Annotated in this window: 20 protein-coding genes and 3 tRNA genes; 7 read left to right on the top strand and 16 right to left on the bottom strand. The window is 62.5% G+C overall.

Annotated elements, in window-relative coordinates:
* Positions 1 to 41 precede the first annotated feature (41 nt).
* Positions 42 to 2,201 (bottom strand): malate synthase G, encoded by a 2,160-nt coding sequence (locus tag DAES_RS05810; protein ID WP_013514104.1) that lies wholly within the window; start codon positions 2,199 to 2,201, stop codon positions 42 to 44.
* 395 nt (positions 2,202 to 2,596) lie between these two features.
* Positions 2,597 to 3,853 (bottom strand): UDP-N-acetylglucosamine 1-carboxyvinyltransferase, encoded by a 1,257-nt coding sequence (gene murA, locus DAES_RS05805; RefSeq protein ID WP_013514103.1) that lies wholly within the window; start codon positions 3,851 to 3,853, stop codon positions 2,597 to 2,599.
* A 70-nt stretch (positions 3,854 to 3,923) separates the two neighbouring features.
* Between murA and DAES_RS05800 the strand changes: the two genes are divergently transcribed.
* Positions 3,924 to 3,999 (top strand) — tRNA-His (locus DAES_RS05800).
* A 7-nt stretch (positions 4,000 to 4,006) separates the two neighbouring features.
* On the opposite strand, the gene DAES_RS05795 is transcribed toward DAES_RS05800, so the two are convergent.
* Positions 4,007 to 4,795: a lipid-binding SYLF domain-containing protein gene (locus DAES_RS05795; protein WP_013514102.1), complete on the bottom strand. Its 789-nt coding sequence runs from the start codon at positions 4,793 to 4,795 to the stop codon at positions 4,007 to 4,009.
* Between the two features lie 25 nt (positions 4,796 to 4,820).
* The gene (gene selB / locus DAES_RS05790) at positions 4,821 to 6,743 is read right to left on the bottom strand and encodes a selenocysteine-specific translation elongation factor (protein ID WP_013514101.1); all 1,923 of its coding nucleotides are present in this window, start codon (positions 6,741 to 6,743) and stop codon (positions 4,821 to 4,823) included.
* A gap of 121 nt (positions 6,744 to 6,864) precedes the next feature.
* Between selB and DAES_RS05785 the strand changes: the two genes are divergently transcribed.
* Complete coding sequence (locus DAES_RS05785) at positions 6,865 to 7,356, top strand: VOC family protein (RefSeq protein ID WP_013514100.1); 492 nt, start codon at positions 6,865 to 6,867, stop codon at positions 7,354 to 7,356.
* A gap of 122 nt (positions 7,357 to 7,478) precedes the next feature.
* On the opposite strand, the gene DAES_RS05780 is transcribed toward DAES_RS05785, so the two are convergent.
* The 3 genes from DAES_RS05780 to DAES_RS05770 are packed head-to-tail and all read right to left on the bottom strand — an operon-like array spanning position 7,479 to position 11,534.
* The gene (locus DAES_RS05780) at positions 7,479 to 8,882 is read right to left on the bottom strand and encodes an aminopeptidase (RefSeq protein WP_013514099.1); all 1,404 of its coding nucleotides are present in this window, start codon (positions 8,880 to 8,882) and stop codon (positions 7,479 to 7,481) included.
* A complete protein-coding gene (gene selA, locus DAES_RS05775; RefSeq protein ID WP_013514098.1) occupies positions 8,879 to 10,291 on the bottom strand; it encodes an L-seryl-tRNA(Sec) selenium transferase in 1,413 nt (470 codons plus the stop codon). The genes DAES_RS05780 and selA overlap by 4 nt, the downstream gene beginning before the upstream one ends.
* Positions 10,292 to 10,304: 13 nt before the next feature.
* Positions 10,305 to 11,534: a bifunctional folylpolyglutamate synthase/dihydrofolate synthase gene (locus DAES_RS05770; protein WP_013514097.1), complete on the bottom strand. Its 1,230-nt coding sequence runs from the start codon at positions 11,532 to 11,534 to the stop codon at positions 10,305 to 10,307.
* A 112-nt stretch (positions 11,535 to 11,646) separates the two neighbouring features.
* On the opposite strand from DAES_RS05770, the gene DAES_RS05765 reads away from it, so the two are divergent.
* Positions 11,647 to 11,723, top strand: a tRNA-Arg gene (locus DAES_RS05765).
* 160 nt (positions 11,724 to 11,883) lie between these two features.
* Here DAES_RS05765 and DAES_RS17280 read toward each other — a convergent pair.
* Entirely contained in the window at positions 11,884 to 12,576 is a 693-nt protein-coding gene (locus tag DAES_RS17280; RefSeq protein WP_013514096.1) for a tRNA-dependent cyclodipeptide synthase, read from the bottom strand.
* A gap of 559 nt (positions 12,577 to 13,135) precedes the next feature.
* A complete protein-coding gene (locus DAES_RS05755) occupies positions 13,136 to 13,936 on the bottom strand; it encodes an EFR1 family ferrodoxin (RefSeq protein ID WP_013514095.1) in 801 nt (266 codons plus the stop codon).
* A gap of 288 nt (positions 13,937 to 14,224) precedes the next feature.
* Here DAES_RS05755 and DAES_RS05750 point away from each other — a divergent pair, with 288 nt between their 5' ends.
* Positions 14,225 to 14,812 carry a TetR/AcrR family transcriptional regulator gene (locus tag DAES_RS05750; RefSeq protein WP_013514094.1) on the top strand — a complete coding sequence of 196 codons (588 nt, stop codon included), beginning with the start codon at positions 14,225 to 14,227 and terminating at the stop codon, positions 14,810 to 14,812.
* 84 nt (positions 14,813 to 14,896) lie between these two features.
* On the opposite strand, the gene DAES_RS05745 is transcribed toward DAES_RS05750, so the two are convergent.
* Entirely contained in the window at positions 14,897 to 15,796 is a 900-nt protein-coding gene (locus DAES_RS05745; protein ID WP_013514093.1) for an AEC family transporter, read from the bottom strand.
* Between the two features lie 494 nt (positions 15,797 to 16,290).
* Here DAES_RS05745 and DAES_RS05740 point away from each other — a divergent pair.
* From DAES_RS05740 to DAES_RS05730, 3 genes are all read left to right on the top strand, one after another.
* Positions 16,291 to 16,377: transfer RNA gene (locus DAES_RS05740), tRNA-Leu, on the top strand.
* Positions 16,378 to 16,528: 151 nt separating this feature from the next.
* Positions 16,529 to 17,119: a DUF6538 domain-containing protein gene (locus tag DAES_RS17555; protein ID WP_013514092.1), complete on the top strand. Its 591-nt coding sequence runs from the start codon at positions 16,529 to 16,531 to the stop codon at positions 17,117 to 17,119.
* Between the two features lie 47 nt (positions 17,120 to 17,166).
* The gene (locus tag DAES_RS05730; protein ID WP_041271363.1) at positions 17,167 to 17,397 is read left to right on the top strand and encodes a hypothetical protein; all 231 of its coding nucleotides are present in this window, start codon (positions 17,167 to 17,169) and stop codon (positions 17,395 to 17,397) included.
* A gap of 59 nt (positions 17,398 to 17,456) precedes the next feature.
* On the opposite strand, the gene DAES_RS05725 is transcribed toward DAES_RS05730, so the two are convergent.
* The 6 genes from DAES_RS05725 to DAES_RS05700 are packed head-to-tail and all read right to left on the bottom strand — an operon-like array spanning position 17,457 to position 25,183.
* On the bottom strand, positions 17,457 to 20,147 hold the full coding sequence (locus DAES_RS05725; protein WP_013514091.1) for a molybdopterin-dependent oxidoreductase: 2,691 nt from the start codon (positions 20,145 to 20,147) through the stop codon (positions 17,457 to 17,459).
* Positions 20,144 to 21,121 (bottom strand): radical SAM protein, encoded by a 978-nt coding sequence (locus DAES_RS05720; RefSeq protein WP_013514090.1) that lies wholly within the window; start codon positions 21,119 to 21,121, stop codon positions 20,144 to 20,146. Before DAES_RS05720 ends, DAES_RS05725 begins: the two co-directional genes overlap by 4 nt.
* 42 nt (positions 21,122 to 21,163) lie before the next feature.
* Positions 21,164 to 22,285: an ABC transporter ATP-binding protein gene (locus tag DAES_RS05715; RefSeq protein ID WP_013514089.1), complete on the bottom strand. Its 1,122-nt coding sequence runs from the start codon at positions 22,283 to 22,285 to the stop codon at positions 21,164 to 21,166.
* Positions 22,285 to 23,391 carry an ABC transporter ATP-binding protein gene (locus tag DAES_RS05710; protein WP_013514088.1) on the bottom strand — a complete coding sequence of 369 codons (1,107 nt, stop codon included), beginning with the start codon at positions 23,389 to 23,391 and terminating at the stop codon, positions 22,285 to 22,287. The genes DAES_RS05715 and DAES_RS05710 overlap by 1 nt, the downstream gene beginning before the upstream one ends.
* Positions 23,388 to 24,248 (bottom strand): carbohydrate ABC transporter permease, encoded by an 861-nt coding sequence (locus DAES_RS05705; protein ID WP_013514087.1) that lies wholly within the window; start codon positions 24,246 to 24,248, stop codon positions 23,388 to 23,390. The genes DAES_RS05710 and DAES_RS05705 overlap by 4 nt, the downstream gene beginning before the upstream one ends.
* Positions 24,248 to 25,183 (bottom strand): carbohydrate ABC transporter permease, encoded by a 936-nt coding sequence (locus tag DAES_RS05700; RefSeq protein ID WP_013514086.1) that lies wholly within the window; start codon positions 25,181 to 25,183, stop codon positions 24,248 to 24,250. The genes DAES_RS05705 and DAES_RS05700 overlap by 1 nt, the downstream gene beginning before the upstream one ends.
* Positions 25,184 to 25,226 lie beyond the last annotated feature (43 nt).

The following is a 25,226-nucleotide window of genomic DNA, read 5'->3' as shown; positions in this document are numbered from 1 at the left end:
CTGAATCGCTCTTTGCGCCCGGTGCCGCGTTTCGACCATGCCTATCGATATTCGGCCTTGGCCTCCAGCCTTCTGGCATGGAGGATGGGTTCGGTGTAGCCGTTTGGCTGTGTTGCGCCCTTGAAGATCAGATCGCTGGCGGCTTGGAAGGCCACGCTGGATTCGAAGTCCGCGGCCATGGGCCGATAGGCCGGGTCGTCCGCGTTCTGACGGTCCACCACGGCGGCCATGCGCTTGAGCGCGGTGAGCACCTGATCGTGCGAGCAGACGCCGTGGCGCAGCCAGTTGGCTATGTGCTGGCTTGAGATGCGCAGGGTGGCGCGGTCTTCCATCAGGCCCACGTCGTTGATGTCCGGCACCTTGGAGCAGCCGATGCCCTGGTCGATCCAGCGCACCACATAGCCCAGGATGGATTGGCAGTTGTTGGACAGCTCGTGTTCCACCTCCTCGACGGAAGGTGTGCGGGCCATGAGCGGCAGAGTCAGGAGCTGATCGCGCGTGGCGCGGTTCTGGCCCATGAGCTCGCCCTGGCGGGCGAACACGTCCGTTTCGTGGTAATGCATGGCGTGCAGGGTGGCCGCCGTGGGTGAGGGAACCCAGGCGCAGTTGGCCCCGGCAGCGGGATGCGCGCCCTTGGTGGCCACCATCTCGCCGAGCCTGTCGGGCTTGGCCCACATGCCCTTGCCGATCTGGGCCCGGCCGCTGAAACCGCAGGCAAGCCCCACGTCCACATTCCAGTCTTCATAGGCCATGATCCAGGGCTGGCCCTTCATGGCATCCTTGCGGACCACGGGCCCGGCCTCCATGCTGGTGTGGATTTCATCGCCCGTTCTGTCGAGAAAGCCGGTGTTGATGAAGATGACGCGGTCGCTGGCCTGACGGATGCATTCCCGAAGGTTCAGGGTGGTGCGCCTCTCCTCGTCCATGATGCCGATCTTCATGCACCCGGCGGGCAGGCCCAGCGCCTGTTCGGTCCGCTCAAAGAGTTCGCAGGCAAAGGCGACCTCCTCCGGGCCATGCATCTTGGGCTTGACGATGTTGATGGCCCCGGCGCGGCTGTTGGCGACCCTGCCCCGGCCTTGCAGGTCGTGCGAGAAAATCAGGCCCGTGGCCATGGCGTCGAGCATGCCCTCGGGGATCTCGCTCCCCTCGGCGTCGAGCACGGCGGGCGTGGTCATGAGGTGCCCGACGGTGCGCACCAGGAGCAGGCTGCGGCCCGGCAGGACCACCTCCCCGCCACTGGCCCCGGTGTAGCGGCGGTCCGGGTTCATGGTCCGGGTGACGGTCTTCGCGCCCTTGGGGAACGAGGCCTCAAGGGTGCCGAGCGCCAGTCCGAGCATGTTGGCGTAGGCCAGGGCCTTGTCCTCGCCGTCCACCACGGCCACCGAGTCCTCGCAATCAAGGATGGTGGTCAGCGCGGATTCGAGGACCACGTCCCTGACCCCGGCGGGATGATCCTTGCCCACGGGATGCGCGCGGTCGATGCACAGCTCGATGTGCAGGCCGTTGTTGACAAAAAGCAGACGGGCATCATGATCCGCGCTGCCGACGAACTGGCCGGGGGTGCGCAGCGCGGCCAGGCTGCCGTCGGCCAGCCGGGCCTGGACGCCGCCCGCGTCCAAAACATATTCCGTCACCTGCACATGGGAGCCGGTGGCAAGGGGCAGGGCCGTATCCAAAAACCTGGCGCAGAAGGCAAAGACCTCGGCCCCGCGCACGGGATTGTAGACACCGCCCTTGTGCGCGCCACCACCCTCGTCAATGACGTCGCTGCCGTAGAGCGCGTCGTAGAGGCTGCCCCAACGGGCATTGGCCGCGTTCAGGGCATAGCGGGCGATGGTGACAGGCACCACGAGCTGCGGCCCGGCGATGGTGGCGATCTCCGGGTCCACCCCGCTGGTGGTGATGGCAAAATCGCCGCCGTCAGGCACGAGGTAGCCGATCTCCTGCAAAAATTTCTTGTATGCCGCAGGGTCGTGCGGCTGCCCGGCCCGCTGCCGGTGCCAGCCGTCGATGGCCTGTTGCAGCGTGTCGCGCTTTTCGAGCAGGACGCGGTTCCTCGGGCCGAGGTCGGCCACGATGCGTTCCAGCCCGCCCCAAAAGGTCCGGGCGTCCAGGCCCGTGCCGACCAGGGCGGTCTCCATCATCGCGTGCAGAGGGGCGGAAACGGCAAGTCCGCCAACCCGGATTCGTTTGGTCATGCAGTTCGCTCCGTTGTCATGGTGATCGTCTATCGTGTACGGCATGAAACAGCGCACCGCCAGCTCACGCGCGGCCTTGGGATATGCCTCCGGCTGCCAGAGAACCTTTTGGAAAAGGTTCTCTGGACTCTCCAACACTTTTCGGCTCTCCGCCGCAAGGCGAGGTCGTGAGAGCAAGGCGACGGAGAGCGACGGAGCGGGCGTGGATGCGCGGAAAGGCAGCCTTCTTTTCTACTTGATAAAAAAGCGGCCCGCCCCGTACGGACGGCAGCCCCCTACGCCGCCATCAAGCCCCTTCTCTCCCGCCTGCCTTTCCAGGCGGCGTAGACCCAAAAAGATTTGAAAGGGGGGTCCGGGGGGAAAACTATCCCAAAAGTTTTTCCCCCGGCTCGACCCTATTCTCCCACTCTTTTGATGCGTCCGCCCACGCCGGAGAGTTTGGCCTCGATGTTTTCATAGCCGCGATCAAGGTGGTAGATGCGCTCGATGGTGGTGGTTCCGCTGGCGGCCAGTCCGGCCAGTACCAGGGACGCGCTGGCCCGCAGGTCCGACGCCATGACCGGCGCGCCCGTGAGCCTGCCCACACCGTGGACCATGGCCGTGCGCCCCTTGAGCCGGACATCCGCGCCCAGGCGCACCAGTTCGAGCACATGCATGAAGCGGTTCTCGAAGATTTTCTCCTCGATGGTCCCTGTTCCCTGGCCAAAGCACATCAGGGCCATGAGCTGGGCCTGCATGTCGGTGGGGAATCCGGGATGGGGCAGCGTGGTCACGTCCACGTTCTTGAGCAGCCCGTTTTCCCGGCGCACGAGCACGTAGCCGTCCTCCTCCTGGAGCCAGACGCCCATTGCACGCAGCTTGTAGCTCACGGCGTCCAGTTCCTGGAACGGGCAGTCGAAAATCTTGAGCTCCCCGCCGGTGATGGCGGCGGCCACCATGTAGGTGCCCGCCTCGATGCGGTCCGGCATGACCCGGTAATCGCAGCCGGAGAGGGACGGCACGCCGTCGATGGTCAGGACGCTGGTCCCCTGCCCGCTGATTTTGGCCCCGCAGGCGTTGAGGAAATTGGCCAGATCCACCACCTCGGGCTCGCGCGCGGCGTTCTCCATGGTGGTGCGCCCCTGGGCAAGGCTGGCGGCCATGAGCAGGTTCTCGGTGCCGCCCACGGTGGGAAAGTCGAGGGTGATGTGCGCGCCCTTGAGGCCGTCCTTGCAGGTTCCTATGATGTACCCTTCGGTGATCTCGAACTTGGCGCCCATGCGCTCCAGACCGCGCAGGTGCAGGTCCACCGGGCGCGCGCCAATGGCGCAGCCGCCGGGCAGGGCCACCCTGGCCTCGCCCAGCCGAGCCAGGAGCGGCCCCAGGCACAGCACCGAGGCGCGCATGGTCTTGACCAGATCATAGGGCGCTTCGGGCTTGAGGCCCACGCATTCGCTGCTGGCCTCGTTGCCTTCAAAGGCGGTTTCGCACCCCAGGATGTTCAGGAGCTTGAGCGAGGTGCGGATGTCCGCGAGCCGGGGAACATTGCTCAGGCTCACTTTGCCCTCGGCCAGCAGGCAGGCCATGAGTATGGGCAGGGCCGCGTTTTTCGAGCCGCTGACGCGGATGTTGCCCTGAAGCGGAACGCCACCTTGGATGATAAGTTTATCCATGTATTTACCTTTTCATGATTGTTTTGCTTGACCGTGGCTGAAACCTTAGCTAAGAAATGCCCCTCACACGGTGGGTGTAGCTCAGTTGGTAGAGCACTTGGTTGTGGCCCAAGTGGCCGTGGGTTCAAGTCCCATCACTCACCCCAAGTGGTCCTAATCGGACGGAATTTCGGTTCCGTCCTTTTTTGTTGCCTCGCGTCCTTGCGCCCCGGCGCGGTCGAGCAGGTCCATGAGACCGCGCGCGCCCTCGGGCACACTCCCAGTTTCATAGAGAACATGTACCGGCCTGCCATCGGCGGTGCGGTGATAGGCCGCGTTGAGGCTCGTCCGGTTGGACAACCCGCCGGTACTCACGCCGATGCCCGCGTACAGTCCCTCGGTATCGCCCACAAAGATCACGTCGCCGGTCTCCACGAATTCGGGCGTACGGTTGCCCTCGAAGTCGGCGTCCAAAAAGGTGATGGCCGCCCGGCCCTGGAGCAGCGCGCCGGTTTCAAGCACATACCGCACGTCCTCCTCGCGCATGTAGAGGATGATGCCGGAGACGCGGGTCACCCCGGCCTGCATGCCCAGCCCGCCCGTGCCCTTGGTCAGGAAGGCGGGACCGGACCAGCCCCGGTCGGTGCGCGCCAGCATCACGCCGTTGCCGCCGCCCAGGGAAAAGAGAAAGCTGACGCTGCCCATGCCAGGCACGATCATGGCCCCTTTGGCCTGACCGATGAGCTGGCGCAACCGCTCTCCCTGTTCGCCGTCCAGCCCGGCCTGCAAGGTTCGCGTGGCCGAGTCAACCAGCGACTGGGCCGTGGCCTCGGAGCCGGAGACCGAGCCAGTCCCCCTGCCCGCGCAACCTGCCAGAAAAGAGGCCAGGAACACGGCCATGAGCAACAGGCAGACCAACAGGAACCGTGGCCTGCGATGTGGATATTTTCTTGCCATGAGCATGGCGTAAGTTGCCTCCACCACCGTGTCAAGAACGTTTGCGGATATGCCTGACATCTCCCACCCGCACGGTGAGTTTTTCCTTGTCGAAATGTTCGAGCACCGGGATCAGATACTTGCGCGACAGGCCGGTCAGGTCCTTGAAATCCGGGGCCGACATCTCCTGGCGGGTCTCGAAAAACCCGACAATGGCCTCCCTGATCCCGTTCAGGGCCGGGCCGTGGTAGTACATGTCGTCCTTGACCCGCACCAGCTCCCCCTGGTCCTGGAGCAGCTTGAGCACGGGCGCGACCTGTCTGGCTGTCAGGCCCAGTGGTTCGAGCACATCCTTGAGATTGGGCGGCGTGACCCCGCCGCCGCCATAGGCCGCAAGCAGGGCCGTGCGCACCGCCTCCTGGTCCGAGGCCAGGGACACGCTGTGATCCTTGAGCCTGAGCAGTTCCTGCTCGGCCACCATGTCGCCCTTCTTGAGCAGCCGCTCGACAATGAAATGAAACAGTTTCTGCGGCACATCCCTGCCCCACGACGACGCCAGCTCGCCGCGCTGCACGCCCGGCTTCATGGAGTCCTTGCGATGGAATGCGGCCAGCCAGTCGAGCAGCCCGTCCGACAGCTCCTGCACCAGCTGTCCGCCCGCGTAGCGGCGCGCCTCGCGGTCAAAAAGGATCGCCTTCTGCTGCCCGCCCAGCACGCCCAGGGTCTTTTCCAGCGCCTTGGATTCGAGGTTGGTCATGGTCAGCAGTTCGCTCCAGCCAACCCCCTGCGGCCCGGCCAGCTCCAGCTGGGCTGCGGCCACCGCCTCGGGCGCGTCATCGGCCAGGGCGCGCAACGCCTCGGCCTTTGGCGAGAACCGCTTGACCTTGTGGCCGCTCGGCCCGACCACCCGCCCGCCCGCAAAGGCGCGTAGCGGCGAAAAGGAACGCAGCACGATGCGGTCGCCGTAGACCCCGGCCAGCGGCTCGGTGAACCGCACCTGACAGACGGCTGTCTCGCCGGGCTTCAGCTCGTCCCGGTCAATCAGGTAGACCCGTGCCAGCACCTCGCGCGAGCCGTGGTGAAAATGCACTTCCTTGCGATGCTTGAGGGGCCGCCTGGACGATTCGAGCACGGTCAGCTCGATGTCCCAGACAGCCGAGGGAAAGAGCGTGCCGGGCCGGGCCAGCACATCGCCGCGCCGGATGCCGTCCACTTCCAGCCCATGCAGGTTGACCGCTGTCCTGCGCCCGGCCTGGGCCGTCTCCACAGTGACGCCATGGGATTGCAGGCCGCGCACCTTGGACCGGGTGTCGCCCGGATAGAGCCGGATCTCCTCGCCCACGGAAATGGAGCCGGATATCATGGTCCCGGTCACCACCGTGCCGTGTCCCTTCATGGTGAAGACACGGTCCACGGGCAGCCGGAAGAGGTCGGACCGCCGCCTGGGCGTGAAATCCGCGATCAGGGTGCGCAGGGCGTCCTTGAGGTCGTCCAGCCCCTGGCCGGTGTGGCTTGAGACAGGCACCACGGGCGCGCCGCCGAGAAACGTGGGCTCAAGCCAGGAGGTCACCTCGTCCCGCACCATCTCCAGCCAGTCGGCGTCCACCATGTCGGCCTTGGTCAGGGCCACCAGCCCGGTGGTCACGCCGAGCAGTTGGCAGATTTCCAGATGCTCGCGGGTCTGGGGCATGATGCCCTCGTCAGCGGCGATGACCAGCATGACGAAATCCACGCCCGTAGCCCCGGCCACCATGTTCTTGACGAATTTCTCGTGGCCCGGCACGTCCACGATGCCGAGCCGCCCGTCGTCGCCTGCGCTGCCCGCTCCGAGATCGAGAAAGGCGAAGCCGAGCTCAATGGTGATGCCCCGCTTTTTCTCTTCCGAGAGGCGGTCGCAGTCGATGCCCGTGAGGGCCTTGATGAGCGTGGTCTTGCCATGGTCGATGTGCCCGGCGGTACCCATGATGACCGGCATATGTTCCTTCCCCTCTTTCAGGCGGTTCCTGTTTCTGCTATCTGTCTGACCACGATAGACAAAAAAGGCGCAGCCCTCAACAACGCAGACACTTGACCGGATACGACACCAGGAGAAACCCATGACCATGATTTTCCAAGGCCCGGCCCTGTTCGTGGCCGACATCGACGCCTCGCGCGCCTTTTACGAAGACATCCTTGGGCAGCCAGTGCTGGCCGACCACGGCCCGCATGTGGCCTTTGCCAGCGGATTCTCCCTCTGGCAGGCGGACCACGCCACCGGGGTGATCTACGCGGGGTCCAGGCCGCGCCCGGCCACGCTGGGCCAGGGCAACCTCGAAATGTATTTTGAAAGCGAGACCCTGGACCAGGACTTCGCCCGCATAAGTGAACGCTGGCAGGACATCATCCACCCGGTACAGCCCGCACCGTGGGGCCAGCGCGGCTTCCGGCTGCACGACCCGGACGGCCACGTGGTCGAGGTGGCCGAGCCGCTCCCCCTGCTCGTGCGCCGCCTCCTGGACGAGGGGCTGACCGTCGAGCAGATCAGCGCAAGCACCTCCATCCCGGTTGAAGCCGTGGCCGCCATGGCGGGCGGCAGCGACCAGGAGTGAAGGCGTGGCCGGAAAGAAGGGATTGCCCCTTCTTTCCGACCTCGAACCAACGCCCGGTTTGTAGCTGGACGCCCGCCCTTCAGCCTGCCGAACTCGCGATACGACAAGCAGGTCTGGGTTTTCTACTGCTTCAAAAACTCCCGGAAGGCCAAAGTGCAGGCGTAGATGTCCGCCTTGGCCGAGAGTTCAAAGGGGGAGTGCATGGAGAGCACGGGCACGCCCACGTCGATGACGTCCATGCCGTAGACGGCCAGGAACTTGGCCACGGTGCCGCCGCCGCCCACGTCCACCTTGCCCAGCTCGGACATGTGCCAGGGGATGCCCGCGTCGTCGAGGATGCGCCGGAGCCAGCCGATGAAGTCCGGGTGGGCGTCGTTGGCCCCCACCTTGCCGCGATGGCCGGTGAACTTGTTGAAGCACGGGCCGTAGCCCAGCCGGGCCGCGTTCAGCGGCTCGTAGACATCCTTGTGGTCCGGGTCCATGGCCGCGGACACGTCCGCAGACAGGGCCGAGCCGCCAGAGAGGACGCTCGACAGCCGCGCGCCCGGCTCCCACGCCTCCACCAGCTCCTCCATGCAATTCTCGAAAAAGCGCGAGTTGGCCCCGGTTGCCCCCTCGGAGCCGATCTCCTCCTTGTCCCAGAAGAGCACGATCTGCGCGTATTCCGGATCAGGCTCGGCCAGGAAGGCCTCAAGGGCGCAAAACACGCTGGACCGATCGTCCTGGCCGTAGCCGCCGATGATGGACGCATCCAATCCCACAAAGCGGGCCGGTCCGGCGGGCACGGCCTGCATCTCGGCGCTGAAGAAGTCGGCCTCGTCGATGCCGTAACGGGCGTTGAGCAGTTCCAGCACCTTGCGCTTGACCGGCTCCTTGATCGCCTCGCCATCGCCCTCCATGCCGGGTTTGCCCGGCTTGGCCACGGGCGACTGGCCCATGACCAGGTTCAGCTTCTCGGCTTCAAAGGCGTCGGCCACCTTTTTTTCCACTTCCTTGTAGGCCAGGTGCGGCAGCAGGTCGGTGATGGTGAAGACCGGGTCTGCCGGGTTCTCGCCGATGCACACCGTGACCACCTCCCCGCTCTTCTTGACCACCGTGCCGTGCAGGGCCAGGGGGATGGTCAGCCACTGGTACTTGCGGATGCCGCCGTAGTAGTGGGTCTTGGCAAGGCAGATGTCCGTGTCCTCGTACAGCGGACGCTGCTTGAGGTCCAGGCGTGGGCAATCGGCGTGCGCGCCCACCAACCGGAATCCCTGGCTCAGAGGACGCCTGCCCTTGCGCGCCAGGAAGCAGGTCTTGTTGCGGTTGAAGCGATAGGCCAGCGGGGCCTTGAGATCGTCCACGAAACCGGCACCCTCGACCTTGCCCCTGACATGGTCCATGACCAGCCGCTCGGTCTTGCACCGGCTCAGGAAGTCCACATACCGGTCGGCCATGGCGTCCATGGCCTTGATGTCCTTTTTGGAGGCATAGACCTCCCAGGCGGATTTCGGCTCGTATTCGAGTTTTGCGCTCTTCTTGCTCATGTGTTGTCCTTGATCGTGTCCACGGCCTGCCGCAGGGCATTGGCCGCCAGTTTGAGTTCGCTTGAGGCCAGGGTGCGCGGGTCGAGCAGGAACACGTCGTCCTCGATGCGCGCCACCAGCGGCGGGTCGGTGTCGAACAGCGCGTCCCTGAGGGCGTCTGCGGAAATTCCAACGAGATTCACCGTGACCAGGGTTCCGGGTAGGTCGTATTCCGGGAACGCGCCCCCGCCCACGCGGGAAAACCCCTTGCGCATGGTCACCTCGGCCATGTCGCCCAGCTCGGCCCGCACCGCGTCGGCCAGTCGGCGCGCCTTGCTGCGCAGCGATTCCTGCGAGGCGGTGATCATGCGCAGGGTCGGCACCTCGCGCCGGGCCACGTCCATGTCGAGATAGAGCCGCAGGGTGGCCTCCAGCGCGGCCAGGGTCATCTTGTCGATGCGCACGGCCCGGTTGATGGGGTTCTTCTTGATGCGGTCCACGTATTCCTTTCTGCCGACGATGATGCCTGCCTGGGGGCCGCCCAGCACCTTGTCGCCGGAAAAGGAGACCACGTCCGCGCCCTGGGCCACCACCTGCTGCACCGTGGGCTCGCCCAGCAGGCCGTCCCCAGCCAGGGCGTAGAGCGTGCCGCTGCCCAGGTCCTCGATGACCGGCAGGCCGTATCTGTCGCCAAGGGCGCGCATCTCCGGCAGGCTCACCTCCTTGGTGAACCCGACCATGCGAAAATTCGAGGTGTGCACCCGCATCAACGCGGCGGTCTCGTCGCCGATGGCCTGCTCGTAGTCGTGCGCATGGGTACGGTTGGTGGCTCCCACCTCGCGCAGGATCGCCCCGGACTTGGCCATCACGTCCGGGATGCGAAACGAACCGCCGATCTCCACCAACTGACCGCGCGACACCACCACCTCGCGCCCGCGGGCCAGGGTTTCGAGCATGATGAACACGGCGGCGGCGTTGTTGTTGACCACCAGGGCGGCCTCGGCCCCGGTGATGTCGCACAGAATCTTCTCCACATGGCTGTAGCGGCTGCCCCGCTTGCCCGTGGTCAGGTCGAACTCGCAATTGGAGTAATGGGCGCACGCCTCGGCCACGGCCTCGATGGCAGGCCGGGCCAGGAGCGAGCGGCCCAGATTGGTATGGATGACCACGCCCGTGCCGTTGAGCACCCGGCGAAAATGGGGCCGGGAGCACGAGCGCACATAGGCGGTCAGACGAGGCATGAGCGCGGCCAGGGCCAGGGCATCCTTGTCAGCAATGATTCCCGCCCGAATCTCCTCCCGGCAGAGGTCGAGGAAGCCATTGACGTGTTCCTTGACCAGCGGACGCGGCAGCGCGGCCATGTCCGCGTCCGCGTCGAGGCCTGCCAGCACCTGAGCCATGGACGGCAGGTGGCGAAATAATGTGCTCATGGATCTCCCGCTGCTATTTGATCAGAAATTCCGGGTGCATCGTATAAAACTCGCCGAGCAAATACAAGGAGCCGCAGACCAGCACCGGCCCGTCCGCCCCGGCACAGGCGGCAAAGGCGGCCTCCAGAGCGTCGGCCAGGGTCGCCGTGGGCCGGGCGTTCCAGCCCAGGGCGGACGCGAGGGCTGCGGCGTCTCCGGCCCGCTCGTTGTCCATGCCCGGCACAAAGATCGGCCCGTCGGTCAGCCCGCGGACCAGCGGAAGCATGGCCGAGGTGTCCTTGTCGGCCAGACAGGCGAAGATCACGGTAGCGGGCCTGACCCCCTCGGCAGGCAGGGCCTTGCCCAGGGCAGCCAGGGCATGCTCGTTGTGCGCCCCGTCGAGGACCAGGGAACGCCCGCCAAGGGTCACCCGCTGCAACCTGCCGGGTATGAATGCGGACTCCAGCCCGAACCGCTCAGCCGCAGCCTCGCTCCGGATATCGGCCACGGCGGCAAAGACGCGCCATCCGGCCAGGGCCAGACGCGCGTTCTCCCGCTGATGCGGACCGCCAAGACCAAGGCGCACATCGTCCACCGGGTCGGCCATGTCCGAGGCGTACATCAGCCGCGCGCCCACAGCCTCGGCCCGGTTGCGCAGCTCGACCATGGCCTCGGCAGACTGCACTCCGGTGACGGCCAGCGAGCCGGGATGGATGGCCCCGGCCTTGTCCCGGGCGATGGCGGCCAGGGTCGGCCCAAGGATTTTCTCGTGGTCCATGGCGATGGGAGTGAACAGGGTCAGGCGCGGCGAAAAGACCGTGGTGGCGTCAAAGCGCCCGCCCAGCCCAGCCTCCATGACCGCGATGTCCACCCCCTTCCTCTCAAAGGCGAGCATGGACAGACAGGTCTGGAACTCGAAATAGGTCAGCACCTCGCCGCCGGTGGTGGCCAGCACTTCGTTGGCAAGATCCAGCCACTCCTCGCGTCCGAGCAGGGCCCGGTTGACCTGCACCCGCTCACGCGGCGAGACAAAATGGGGCGAGGTGAACAGCCCGGCCTTGATGCCGTGGGTCCGGGCGATGGAACAGAAAAAGGTCGAGGTCGAACCCTTGCCGTTGGTGCCGACCACATGGACCACCGGAATCCGGGGCATGCCACGCGCCGCCCAGAAGGCTTCCATGCGCCCAAGGCCAAGGTCCATGTGGAACAGGCCGAGCCTGTCCATGTACGAAAGCAGTGCTGCGTAATCTTTGAGCGGTTCCACGCCATCCCTTGTATCAGGAACCCCCCGGCTGGGGAAGCCCCGCCCACCGCCTGCCGCTCCGGCACAAATGTCCTTGACCTCGCGCCGCCCGCTCTATTATCACACCTCCAGCGCGCCAGTAGCTCAGGTGGATAGAGCATCGGCCTTCTAAGCCGACGGCCGGGGGTTCGAATCCTCCCTGGCGCACCAAATTTCAGGGACTTATGGGCATACCATAGGTCCCTCTTGTTTTTCTCCCAGGTGTATTTCTAAGCCGACTCCCTGGATCCATAGAGATCACAAGGAACCGCCATCTCTACAACTTTAGGCAGATACAGACTGTAGTCTTCTTCTGGGAGAGATCAAGATTCTAATCCTGGCTGTAGGCTTCAACGGAAGCTATTTCTCCAATCATGCGGATTTTTGAAAGAATGCGATGAAAGAAATCCATTTTCAGCAATTCAGCGTAGATCGAAGCTATATTACCCGGATAAACATTCAAATTGTAGTGAACCCCATCATAATTGAAGCCTGTTGCCAGCTCAGGCAATTCATTGACAAGGTATTGACCAAGCATTTCGAGCTCGATGTCATTGAGCCTTTTTACGATTGTTCCTAAATTGTTTTTTGTTATTGAAACAATCGCATTTTTAAATTTTTCATTATTGGCATATTCTTCTCTGAATATTTTCAGGTTGTGAGCAAAACACTCATCAACAACAAGATCTGTCCACTCCAGAATCACAAGACGATTCGCTTCTTCGGTGCTGAGTTTTGATTTTGCCTGCTCGCACAATAAACGTATTTCATCTGCTTTCCGAAAGGCCTTCTCAATTGCTGAAAGCGGCTTGCTCCGGTCGAACACTTGATTGTTTATGTGTTGTATAATATCAACAATAACAACGGCAAAACGTGTATTTGCCCGACAAGCAGCCCACTTCATATATGAATGCAAATACTCACAGGTGAAGGCCCTGTTGTTAATGCTGATGCCAAGGTACGGGTTCCAACGCCTGGCTTCTATCTGTGCCTGGGTGGTTTTATAATACGATTTTATTATCATATTTATCTGTCTGTTGATGTTGTGATGACTTTTAACATCAAAGCTATAATCAGTGCATTGCTGCAGCAATTCACTTGATGTGAAACCAGTAGACGTTAGACGCTCTTCTCATTATATTATCGCAGTATTCAGCTGCGTAGAATGACGAGCAACATTCATTCTTAATGTTACCAATACATTTTATTCGGCGCATTCAATGATTTTTCGCCTCCATCATTCAACACTGCATATTAGTCTCCTAGCAGTCGCTGCTAAATGTCTTCGCCAGACAAATTTTCGGCCACAATTTTTTTCCATTGCATTTGCTTTTTTCTGCCAGCCATATTTGACTTCATGTTTAGTGCTTCTTCCACCTCTATTGCACCCCAAATGATCAAAACATGGAATTGAGAAGGCAATCAACCTATTTTTCCATTTCACCGACTTCCGTGGGTTCGAATCCCCCGGCGCACCAGGAATATTAAAGCCACCTTCATGACGAAGGTGGCTTTTCGGTGTCCTGTCCTGTGGCGGGCAGTCTGGGACGGATGATCCGTGATGGACGTCAATGCAGAGTGCATCACATGAAGCATTCAGGTTTTTTGGGATCCTTGAAGAATTCATTGAGCCTTTTGGCGGCGTCCTTGACCGGACCGGGCTTCATGGACCTGGCCTCTTGCGGGCAAATCTTGATGCATGCGCAACAGGTGATGCACTTTTCCTTATCAATGACAGCGCTGTCATTCAAATCAATAGCACCCATTGGGCATGTCTCTGCGCAAACGCCGCATTGTGCGCATTTTTCGCTTACTGAAATGAAATCAACACTCCAGAGAGCAGAGCTCCCACGATAAGGAAGGACTCCAGGTACGGATACATTTTGGTTTTGCGTTGAAGATGGCATACTCTGCAATTTTTCGCGTATCCTCTGGCCGAACACTTCCGCATGGTTGAGATCCTCTGCATCGGGGCGTCCGTGCGCCACAGGTGTTTCGGAACTCGAAAACGAGTGCTCGCCGATGTATGCCGCGCAAGCAATGGGAACACACCCACGGTTCACCATGATGTCTTTGAGTTCAAGCAGCGCATCCTCGAATACGCGGTTGCCGTAAACGACAACACAGACCGTCGGGGTATTGCTGGCTTGAAGCGCATTCAACCATTCAATCAGCACTGCCGGGACTCTCCCCATATAGACAGGGACTCCGATGACGAGCAGTTCGTCATCCGAAACACGCAACGGCTCCTGCCTGGCGCTCGGCCTGGTAATATCAATCAGTTGACACTGACTATAGCCAACGCCATCGGCTATCTTCTGAACAACAGCCCTCGTTGTCCCAGTCGGAGAAAAACAGACCAATTTCACAGTTTGAAGAATCATTCAATTGCTCCACGCTTGTTGGGATTCATCACGCAAAATGCACACCACTTACCTTCTCCAGCACGGTTTTCGCACCTCTCCCGGCCCTGAAAATACACCATGGACGTTTAATCAGTCAGACAGGCTACCGCCAAGACGCCCCCGCAGCACAGATGTGCCGGTTTGACCTTCTGCCGCATCCATACACCCTCGGCGTTAGCAATAACTTACGTGCCGTAACGTAATTAAACTTGCCAACTGTTGTCAAGCATGGCAAATAACATCGGTAAATAACGCAGAGGAGCCAGGATGAGCAAAGCAAAACTCGGACGCCCCAGAAGCGAGAAATCGAAAGAGGCGATACTGAGTGCGACCCACGCCCTGTTGAGTGAAACGATGGGGACCGGACTGACCATCGAGGCCATTGCAAGACGGGCAAAGGTCGGCAAACCGACCATCTACCGTTGGTGGCCAGGCGTGGCCGACATTGTGCTGGAAGTGGTCCTAAGCCAGGCCAACGCCAGCATCACAGTATCCACTTCTGACTCTTTACAAGAGACGCTTGGGCAATTTCTGAGGGAATCGATGAATGCCATCGTAAACTGGGGCGGCGTCCATCTCCGCTTTCTCGTGGCACATGCGCAAAAAGACGAAGCGTTTCGCGACCGGTTCCGGGATAACTTTACTGCAAAGCGGCGCGCGGTCCTCAAATCAATATTTGCGCAGGCAATGGAACGGGGGGAGATCGGGTCGGAACAGAATGTGGAAATCCTAGTGGACATGGTTTTCGGAGCCATGTGGTATCGCCTGCTCATAGGGCACGCCCCCGCGAACGAGACTTTTGCGGATGACCTGACAGAGGCAATCATCCGACTGGTACAGAATCCTCCCGTGTGACCAGCACGACACAACGGGCTTCCGCCCCATCACTCATGCGCCCGGAAAGGTCTGCACACATCAAGCCGTGCAACGGGAACCACTCTACCGCACCACCCAATACCACACGGGAATCGTTAAAAACGACAGCGGGATGCCAACGCCAACAAGAGCGGCAGCCAGAGGCGGATTGAGGCCGTAAGTCATGGCGATGATGCCGCCGGTGATCATGGGGCCCATGGCCGCCTCGAAGACCGTGACCCGGGCGACCATGTCGGTCTGGCCCAACGCGCCCATGTAGAGGGCGAGGATGAGGGCCGGGGCCAGGACCAGCTTGTAGCCCAGACCGATGGCGAGATCACGGCCATGGCCCCTGATCTGGCGCAGACGCAGGGTCATGCCCACCGAGAGCAGGGCCAGCGGGGTCAGGGTCGAGCCGAGACGCTCAAGCAACGCAGTGAGCCACTGGGGATACGGCACGGACTGGAGCGCCACACCGAACACAAGCGCCACAAGAGGCGGAAACAGCAGCACCTTCCTGGCCAGACTGCGGCCATCATACCCCTGCCCGGAAACCCTGGCCGCCAGGATGATGCCCGGCACGGCCAGGGCCATGAATGTCCCGGCTTGATCGCACAGCATGCCCACGCCCAGATACTCAGGCCCGAAAAAGGCCTCGATCATGGGCAGGCCGACAAAAGAGGTGTTGCCAAGCCCGGCCACGATGGTCAGGCAGGCCACCGTCTTATCGTCCAGACCAAAAAACCGGCCCGCCAGACAGAACAGGCCATACCCGACGCCGAACACGATCCAGGGCATGGCCGCAGGCAGGAGCAGCTCCGGCCCGATGGGCAGCCCGTGACCATAGACCAGGGCCAACGCTGGCAGCGCCATGTAGATGATAACCGCGTTGAGTGCCGCCGGCCCCCTGTCGTCCACGACGCCGCCACTGCGCAGCCCGACGCCAAGGGCAAAGCACACCACGAGCAGAAAAAAATTCTCCATACCCTTCCCCCTCCGAGACCAGAAGGTAGAGTGTATCCGCCCTGTTGGCAAGAACCCGACCGACCGCAGCGCACAATCCCAGGTCAGTCTGGCTCCCCCTCCCCTTTGCTCCCCGGCTCCCACCAGACTGGTGTAAAAATCTGAACCCGTGGATGGCCGATCCAGGGGAAGTACAATTTTTCATACCTCAACCCACGGCAAAGCCCTTTCCAAGCAGAGTGCCACACTGATCGCAACACTCTGAAAAAACAGAAGATAAAATTTTATTTCCCGATAAGACAACTCTTGGCACGGCATCTGCTAATATCTAAGTAACTTCTTCCTTTTTTGCACACGAGAAAGCCAAAGGCTTCCACGGATGGTCCGAGGAAGCCTTTCTCGTATCTGGCGACCTCCCCGCCCCTTTTCGCACCACGGCCCCACCTCCCCAATTCGCATGAAAAATCCTTGCCAACCCAGTCTGGCACCTATATAAGCCAGCTTCCTCTGAACGTGCCGAAGTGGTGGAATTGGTAGACGCGCATGGTTCAGGTCCATGTGGTGGAAACACCGTGGAAGTTCGAGTCTTCTCTTCGGCACCAGAATGATCAAGGGTTGCGGCTAACAGGCCGCAACCCTTTTTCTTTTTTATCCGGCAAGTTACGCGATCGTCTTCTTTCGGCGTGATTTGACCCCTCTGGGTCAAAGTGGTGGGTCAAAGCACCCGGAATCGTCTGTCGCCGGAGACGTCACATGCCGCGAATCGCTCGCTCCCCGAATCACCTTTACTTGAAAGGCACGACCTACTACTTTCGTCACGTTGTTCCGAGCGCCCTGCGCCACTCGCTGGGCCGCTCCGAGATCAGGATGTCCCTGCGCACGGGATACCTGGCCGAAGCAAGACCGAAGGCCCGAATCCTGGCCTCCGGCGTAAAACAAGTCCTGACCAGGATACAAGACGGTGAGCTCCCCATGGATGATTTTGACCGCATCAAGCTGTTTCTGCGGGATTTCCTTGAGCGTTTCCTTAAGGAGAATGAGCAGATATCCATCAACAACCTGACCCCGCCCAATCCGATTCTGCAATACGTTCCGGGAAAGACGGAAGAGCTCATCGACCACCTGAAAGGGCTCCTGGTCTCCCGCGACTATGACACCATGCGGGAATACATGGTTCTCGCCTCCGAGGGAGGCGTTTTCGGGCCGCCCCAATCCTTTGACCTGACGGATGAGTTCGCCCACGAATTCACGAAAGCCCTCATCGCCTACTACCGGATTATCAGCCACCGCGCCGAAGGCGACTATGCCTTTGAAAACACCATCCTGCCCCCACAATCGACCTGAGCTACGCCCGGACCATAGTCACCAAGCTGCGCGAGAACGACCGGCTCATGACCGAACTGCGCGTGAACAGCCCGGCCCAGGCCATGCACGGGAGCTTCCCCCAGGCAGTGGAGGACGCCGTCATCGAGAGCATGGACACGCACGCCGAACTCGCCCGGCAGTTCCTCGGCAGGGAGCGCACCAGAAAAGGCTTCGCCAAGCTGGTGATGGATTTGATCCTGAAGGGTTTTGGAGATCGGGCTCCAGAAGAAAGAGAATTCATCAAACGGCTGCCATAGCGATTGCGGCACGCCATGTGCTGCCATCTTCGGCGAGCCGGCAGCTTGCCTGCCGGTGGCTACAGGGCCGCTGCCCAGGCCGCGACCACCTTGCGGCACCATGCCTCTGACTCGGCCACCAGGACCGGCAGTCGCTCCCGGATGGCCACGAAGAACTCTTCGCCGAACTGCTCTGCATACACGGCGTAATTGCCGAACTCTCCGTTGCGAAAGCCGGTGATCCAGTGGTCCGCGATGCGCGAGTCCACCTCCAGGTGGAACTGGAAGCCATAGGCATTGCTGCCGACCCGGAAGCATTGGTTGACGCAGGAGTCTCCGGCCACGAGCAGTTCGGCACCTTCAGGCAGGTCAAAGGAATCCTCGTGGAACTCCATCAGGGGCGGCAGGGGCAGGACGCTGCCGATGACGCGGTCGGCCATGCCAGCCGTGGTCGCCCGGTGAGTGATGAAGCCGAATTCGAGCCCGTCCATGGTCCACGTCCTGCCGCCGTAAGCCCTGGCCAGAAGCTGGCACCCAAGACAGATGCCCGCCACAGGCCTGCCTGCGGCATCGAACTCGCGCATCAGACGCATCAGCGGCACAAAATGCGGCGAGGCCTCGTCGTCAAAGGCGTGTTGCGGGCCGCCGAGAACCACCAGCCCTTCATGGCCGTCCGGGGTCTGCGGCAGGGCATCCCCTTCCAGGGGGCTGACCGTGGTCAGGATCGCGCCCAGCCGCTCCAACTCCTTGCAGAACACCCCGCCTGGAGCATGGGGACTGTGCCGCACCACCAGGATACGAGCGCCCATGACCCCCTCCTGCGGACAGGGTGTGATGGCTACCGCCGTTTCGTAGAAGGGAGTACCCTGCCCCACGGCGCTGACCATGTCCCGGGTCAGCAGATTGAGCCCGTGGCCCGCCTTGGTCCAGCCGCCGCGCTCGGCCACGGCCACGTCGGGGCGCTGGTCCGGATCCACCTTAAGCCTGGCCCTGACCTGGCCGACCGGGCTGCGCACCAGGACGAGATCGTTGTCGATCATCCCGTTTTCGGCCGCCTCACCGGTGTTGAGCACGATCTCCGGCAGCGGGGCGTGGTCGGCCATGGTCCGCTCCGAGCAGATGGAGCCGTGCGGCGCGATGGTCAGCAGGCGGTATGGGAATTCCGGGTCGTGCCGAGGCAGTTCCGATGGCGTGAACTCGTTCATGAAGCGAAACTTGCCCGACGGGGTGGGAAAGTTCTTGTCCACATAGGGGACCATGGGCGCATCAAGCCTGAAGGCGCCGCGCCGCAGGGCGGGCAGATCGCAGCCCATGGCCCATATGGGGGCGCACAGATCATGCAGCCACTCTTCCTCGCTGCGCCGGAACCGATCCGCAAAGGGAAACCGGGCCGCCAGTTCGTGAAACATCCGGAATTCGGAGCGGCACTCGCCCACCGGCTCGATGACCCGGTTGACCGGCCCGACGTAGTTGTGGCCGTAGCTGGCCGTAACGTCGTCCTCCTCCAGAAAGGTCGTGGCAGGCAGGAACACCTGGGCATGATCAGCCGTATCGTCCATGAAGTGGCCGGAATAGACCACGAACTCGGCGCTGTCGAAGGCCTCGGTCACCTTGGCCGTATTGGGAGCCATGCACAGCGGATTGGCCGCCGTGACAAAGATCATGCGGATTTTTGGGTCCGTGGCGTTGAGAAGTTCCTCGCCTACCCTGGCGATGAGCAGGGTCCGGCGCGGCGGGTTGAGAGTGTCGCCCCAGTAGTGCTGGTCAAATGGTCCGTATTCCTCGAAGCCCTGGCTGACACCGCCTCCAGCCACGCCGATGTTGCCGCTAACGGCCCCCAGGGCGTCCACGGCTCGAATCAGGTGATGAGCGTTCTCGTACCGGTGCAGCCCCCAGCCGAGCAGGATGGAAGTGGGCTTCTGGGCCATGAGGGTGTTGGCCAGGATCACGGCGTCCGCGGTGCTCACCCCGGCCATGGCGCACAGCTCGGCCACGCCATGGCGATCCAGAATAGCCCGAAACTGCTCATAGCCCTCGCTGAAGTGATTGATGAATTCCCGATCCTCGGCCCCGGCCGAGAGGATGAGCTTGGCCGCGGCCATGGCAAGATATCCGTCATGTCCGGGCTTGGGCCGGATGTGGTGATCGGCCAGGGCGGCGGATCGGGTGTGTGCGGGGTCGATGACGATGACCGAGCCGCCTCGCTTCCTGATGTCGCGGATGATGGGCACGAGGCTGATGTTGGTGGAGGCCGGGTTCCTGGCCCACAGGACCATGGAGCGGCTGTTGCGGTGGTCGAGAGGGTCATGGGAAACCCGCTCGCCGAAATCGAGATTCTGCGCCCCCTGCCCGGCCCCGCCGCATAGTGAACCACGCAGGGTCGTCACCCCGCCGAGCAGATTGAAAAAATACCTGTGGAGCAGCTTGAGCGCCGTGCGCTCGCCATATCCCTGATAATAGAGAATTGCCTCAGGCCCGGACTCCTCCACGATGCGGCGGATTCGTTTGGCGATGAGGTCAAGGGCTTCGTTCCAGGTAGCCCGCTCCCAGCGGCCGTGCCTGCGAAGCATGGGATGGGTAATCCGCTCCGGGCTGTAGACCCGGTCGATATACTTGACCGTCTTGTGGCAGGCGATCCCATTGGTTAGCGGATGGTCCGGGTCGCCAACGAGCCTGACCAGTCTGCCATCCTCCACCGAGGCCACGAGCCCGCAGGCGTTGGGGCAGTCCCGCGTGCAGGTGGTGATGATCCGTTGTTTGCCCATCTTCATTCGACCTCCGGGACATTGACGGCACAGGCTGGGCCATCGGGATAAATGTGATGCGGGCGATTGAGGGCCATACACCCGCCCTGACACCGCCGCATGAAATCGCGGCAATCGAAACATTCAACCGAGACATTAGCCTGCCGGACCGGCCGCACCAGCTCGGCAAAATGCCACATCAGCGCATCTCGGCCGGGAAAGGCGGTCACGTCCGGCACGCGAATGTCGCGCATGGGCAGACAATAGGAAGCCGACAGGTCCGGGTGCACATCGATGGACGGGTGGCACACGCCGGTGAACTTCATGGACACGCGCTCAAGGTAGCTGCGATCCTCCACCCTGAGGTCGCACAGCCTGACGCTGCAATCAAGGCCGGTGCGGATGTCCCGCTCCTCGCACCCCTTCACGAATCGAACAATGTGCGAGATCATGCCAGCCATGTCGGCATTGGTGAAGTGGTCATTTGCAGCGCTGGCGCTGGGCCGCGAGATGTCATAGCGCACCGAGGTAACGCCGTATTCCTCGCACCCCGCGAGCAGATATTCGAACTCGCAGCACTCGCGGGAAAAATTCTTGGAAAAGGTGATCCGCGCACCCAGATCGCGTAGCTGAGACAGGGTGGCGCGTAGGGTGGCGCGCTGGGCCGGGGTGTACAGAGACGGGTCATTGTAGTTGACCACAAAGTTGGAGACCAAGGGCGCGAGCCTGTCCGCCAGCCCTAGCCGGAAGAGGCCGTTGGTGAAGAGCACGGGCGTTATCCCGGCGAGGGCGGTGCGCTCGATCATGTCCGCCAGGCCCGGGTGCAGGGTCGGCTCCCCGCCGATGAAGGCGGCGGCAGGGAGCTTGGCTTGGCTCATCCAACTGAGCAGTGTGTCGAACCGGGCCTCGTCCATGTCCTGGGGGTACTCGTCGATCAACTCCCGGGCAAAACAGTAGGGGCAGGCGAGGTTGCAGCGGTAGGTGATGAATATGTTGATCATCGTGTTCTCAATGGATGTTGTCCGTAATCGTCCGGACACGGGCTACAGGCCGTGACCGATGCGCCTGCCTGTGGCCGGATCAAAGGCGAGGAGCCGATGCGCATGGGCCAGTTCGACGCCCACCGGGCTGTTCAAGCTCAAGGACACGGTGTCCAGGCTGTCCACCAGCAGGCGCAGTTCGGCCGCCTCGTTGCGCACCGTGAGCACCGAGCGCGGCCCCAGGGACTCGACATCCACCAGCTCGGCCCGAACAGGCGCGCTGTCCGGGTCGGCCAGCCGGAGATGCTCGGGCCGTATTCCCAGCTCGAACTGGGTTGGAAGGGCCTCAGACAGCCTGCCCAGATGGGCCGGGAAATCCACCCGCGCCCTGGCAAAGCACAGGCTGGCCGTGGCAGGCTCGTGGCTGGCCGCCACCAGGTTGATCCGGGGCGCGCCGATGAACTCGGCCACCTCCCGGTCGGCGGGCTGGTCGTACATGGTCTGGGGCGTGTCGATCTGGACCACCCGCCCCTCGCGGAGCATGACGATGGTGTCGGCGATGGCCATGGCCTCGTGGAAGTCCGGCGTGGCCAGCAGGAAGGTGTAGCCGTGATCGCGTTGCATGCGCCGCAGTTCGGCCCGCAGGTCGATGCGCAGTTTGGCGTCGAGGCTCGACAGGGGCTCGTCGAGCAGGAACAGGCTCGGAGTGCGGATGAGGGCGCGGCCCAGGGCCACCCGCTGGCGCTCGCCGCCGCTCATGGTCTTGGGCAGTCGCTGCATGATGTGGGTGATCTGGAGCGTCCGAGCCATCTCGCCCACTCGCTCCTCGACGACCTCCCTGCTCTCGCCCCGAATGACCAGGGGGCTGGCGATGTTGCCGAACCCGGTCTTGTCCGGATACAGGGCCAGGTTGTCGAAGATCATGGCCACGTTGCGATCCTTGGGTTCCCACCCGGCCACGTTGCTGCCCGCAAGCTCAATGCGGCCCGCGTCGGGCTTGTCGAGCCCGGCGATGAGGCGCAGCATGGTGGTCTTGCCAGCCCCGGCAGAGCCGAGGACTACCGTCAGCGAGGCCTCGGGCACGATGAAGCTGACCTCGTCAAGGGCCTTTGTGGTGCGAAAACGCTTGCAGACACCGTCCACGCACAGGGCGGGGTTTTGCCGGTTCACAGCCGTGTCGTTCATCAGAAAATCCTCCCGGCCAGTTCGAGGCTCGTTGCGCGGTTGTTGTCGCCGTCGAAGAAGTGCAGGGATTCCCGGTCCACGGCCAGGCCGACCACTTCGCCCACTGCCAGTCGGGCATGGGGCGGCACCACGACCTTGAGTGTCTCCCTGCCCACGTCCACGGTCAGCACAGCTTCGGAGCCACGCGGCTCCAGCAGGCTAACCCGCCCGGTGAACCTGGCATCCGCGCCCGAGGCGAGGCGGATGGACTCCGCACGCATGCCCAGGGTGAAGTACCCCTCCGGAACGGTCGCGCCAGCCCCAAGGGCGAGGGAGAAATCCCCGCGCCGGAAGAACACTTCGCCGCCGCGCGCCTCGAACTTGCCCCGGATCAGATTCATGGGCGGCGAGCCGAGAAATCCGGCCACGAAGGTGTGCCCGGGCATGGCGCATATGGTGGACGCCTTCTCCACCTGGAGTATCCGGCCCGCGTTCATGACCGCGATGCGGTCGGCCAGGGAGAGCGCCTCCACCTGATCGTGGGTTACATAGATGATGGTCAGGCCGATCTCGCTCTGGAGGCGGCGCAGCTCCCTGCGCATGGCGAGCCGGGCCGAGGTTTCCAGGTTGGAGAGCGGCTCATCCAGGAGCAGGATCGAGGGCTTGGTGACCAGGGTCCGGCCAATGGCCACCCGTTGCAGCTCCGAGCCGCCCAGATCCCTGGCCCTTGCCTCAAGCTTGTCGGACATGCCGAGCAGCTCGGCCACCTCCTCCACGGCCCGGTTGATTTCCAGCACATACTTGCCGCGTACCTCCAGGCCAAAGGCGAGATTCTTGCGCACGGTCATGGATGTGAAGACCGCGTAGTCCTGAAACACGAGGCCCACGTTGCGCCTGCCCGGCGGCACCGAGACCACCGACTTGCCGTCGATCTGGATATCGCCGGATGTGGGCGACTCCAGCCCGACAATCATGTTCAGGGTCGTGGACTTGCCGCAGCCCGACGAGCCGAGCAGGGCCACGGTCTCCCCGGCCTCGACGCGCAGGTCGATGTCCTCCACCGCGATGACCGAGCCGTTGTCGTACTCCTTGCACAGGGAAACCAGTTCGAGTTTGGGCTTGTTCATTGCTTGATCGCTCCAAAGGTCATGCCGCGGGCGAGGTGCGACTGGATGAGATACCCCACTATGACCAGCGGAACCATGGCCAGGACGGCCAGGGCGGCCTGGACGCCGTAGAGGGTGCCGGCCGTTGCGGTCACGTACTTGGCGAGTTGCACCGGGATGGTGCTGACATCGGTATAGGAGAGGACCAGGGCGAACATGAATTCCGACCAGTTGAGGATGAAGATGAACATGGTCGTGGCGAACAGCCCGCCCTTGATCAGGGGGATGGTCACGGTCAGGTGCGCCATGAGCTTGGAGCGACCGTCGATCATGGCCGCTTCCTCGATCTCGCGCGGCAAGTCGTCCACGAAGCTCTTGAGCATCCAGGTGGAGAACGGCAGGGTCACGGCCACATAGATGGCGATGAGCCCGACATAGCTGTCGATGAGTCCGACGTTGGAGAAGATAATGACGAACGGCACCGCGATGGCCGCTGGCGGAAACATCCGGCCCGAGAGGATGATCAGGGGCGTGGCCTTGCCGCCGTTGCCGTATCGCGAGATGCCGATGGCCGAGAACAGACCGATGACCACCGACAGGGTCGTGGCAACGATGGTCGCCAAGAGCGAGCCGAGCACGGCCTTGGTGGCGGGCTGGCTGACCCCGCCGACACCATACTTGCCCAGGGCGTCGGGGTCGAACAGGGTCTGGAAGTTGACCAGGGTCGGCTCGGACGGAATCCAGATGGCGGGCGAGGCGTTCCAGTCCGTGGGCGGCTTGATGGCCGTCATCAGAATCCAGAAGACCGGGAAGAGGACGATAGCCAGGGCCAGCATCAAGATGACCGTTTGCAGCGGGGAGAGTTTCTTGTCATGCATCAGCGCTCCACCTCCAGGAGCTGGTCCCGCACCGGGGCGAGCAGAAGATGAACCAGCAGCAGGGAGCCGACGAGCACGAGAAACGCGGCGGCGGCCCCGTAGGCCAGTTGGAAATCGTTGAAAGCCAGCTTGTAGATATAGAGGCTGATCGTTTCGGTGGCAGACCCCGGCCCGCCCCGGGTGAGCATGAAGACCTCGTCAAAGAGCTTGATGATCTCCATGGAGCGGATGACAAAAGCCACGATGATCACCGGCTTGAGGGTGGGCATGACCACCCGCCAGAAGACCTGGCGCGGGCTGGCCCCCAGAATGACCGCCGCCCTGACCGGGTTCTCGGGCACGGCGTTGAGGCCCGAGAGCAGGATCAGGAAGAACAGCGGCGTCCAGTGCCAGACCTCGGTGACGATCACCGCGATGATGGCCGTGGTTGAGCTGCGGAACCACTCCACGGTGGCCTCGGCCCCGAACACGAACTCGATCATCTGGTTGATGGGGCCGTTGGACTGGAAGAGCATCCAGAAAATGTACCCCACGACCACCGGCAGGATCATCATGGGCGTGAGAAAGGCCGAAAACAGCAGAGATGTTCCCCGGAACCTGCGAAGGAAAAGCACGGCCAGCCCGAGGCCGAAGACGAATTCGAGACTGAGACAGACCACGGAGAGGAGAAAGGTGCGCAGCACCGCGAAGAGAAAACGCGTGTCCCAGATGAGCAGCTCGCTGTAATTCTCGAACCCGACGAACCCGGCGTCGAAGAGCGCCCCTCGCGTTGGGGACCAGTCCGTGAAGCTCATGTACAGGGCCACCAGCAGCGGCACCACGAGCACCAGCACGGACACCGCCTGCCCGGGCAGGGTGAATATCCGGCCAATGGCAGCGTTGCTGAGTGCACCCGGCGCGTTCCGGGGCTTTTTTGGGGTTGGCGTATCGTTCATGTGATCCTTTACGGGGTTCATGCCGCCGTCACCGGGCGCGCGG

It is taken from the genome of Pseudodesulfovibrio aespoeensis Aspo-2, assembly GCF_000176915.2.
Taxonomy (GTDB): Bacteria; Desulfobacterota; Desulfovibrionia; order Desulfovibrionales; family Desulfovibrionaceae; genus Pseudodesulfovibrio; species Pseudodesulfovibrio aespoeensis.
The sequence above is the reverse complement of the archived record's forward strand: the minus strand, read 5'-3'. Positions and strand labels throughout refer to the sequence as shown.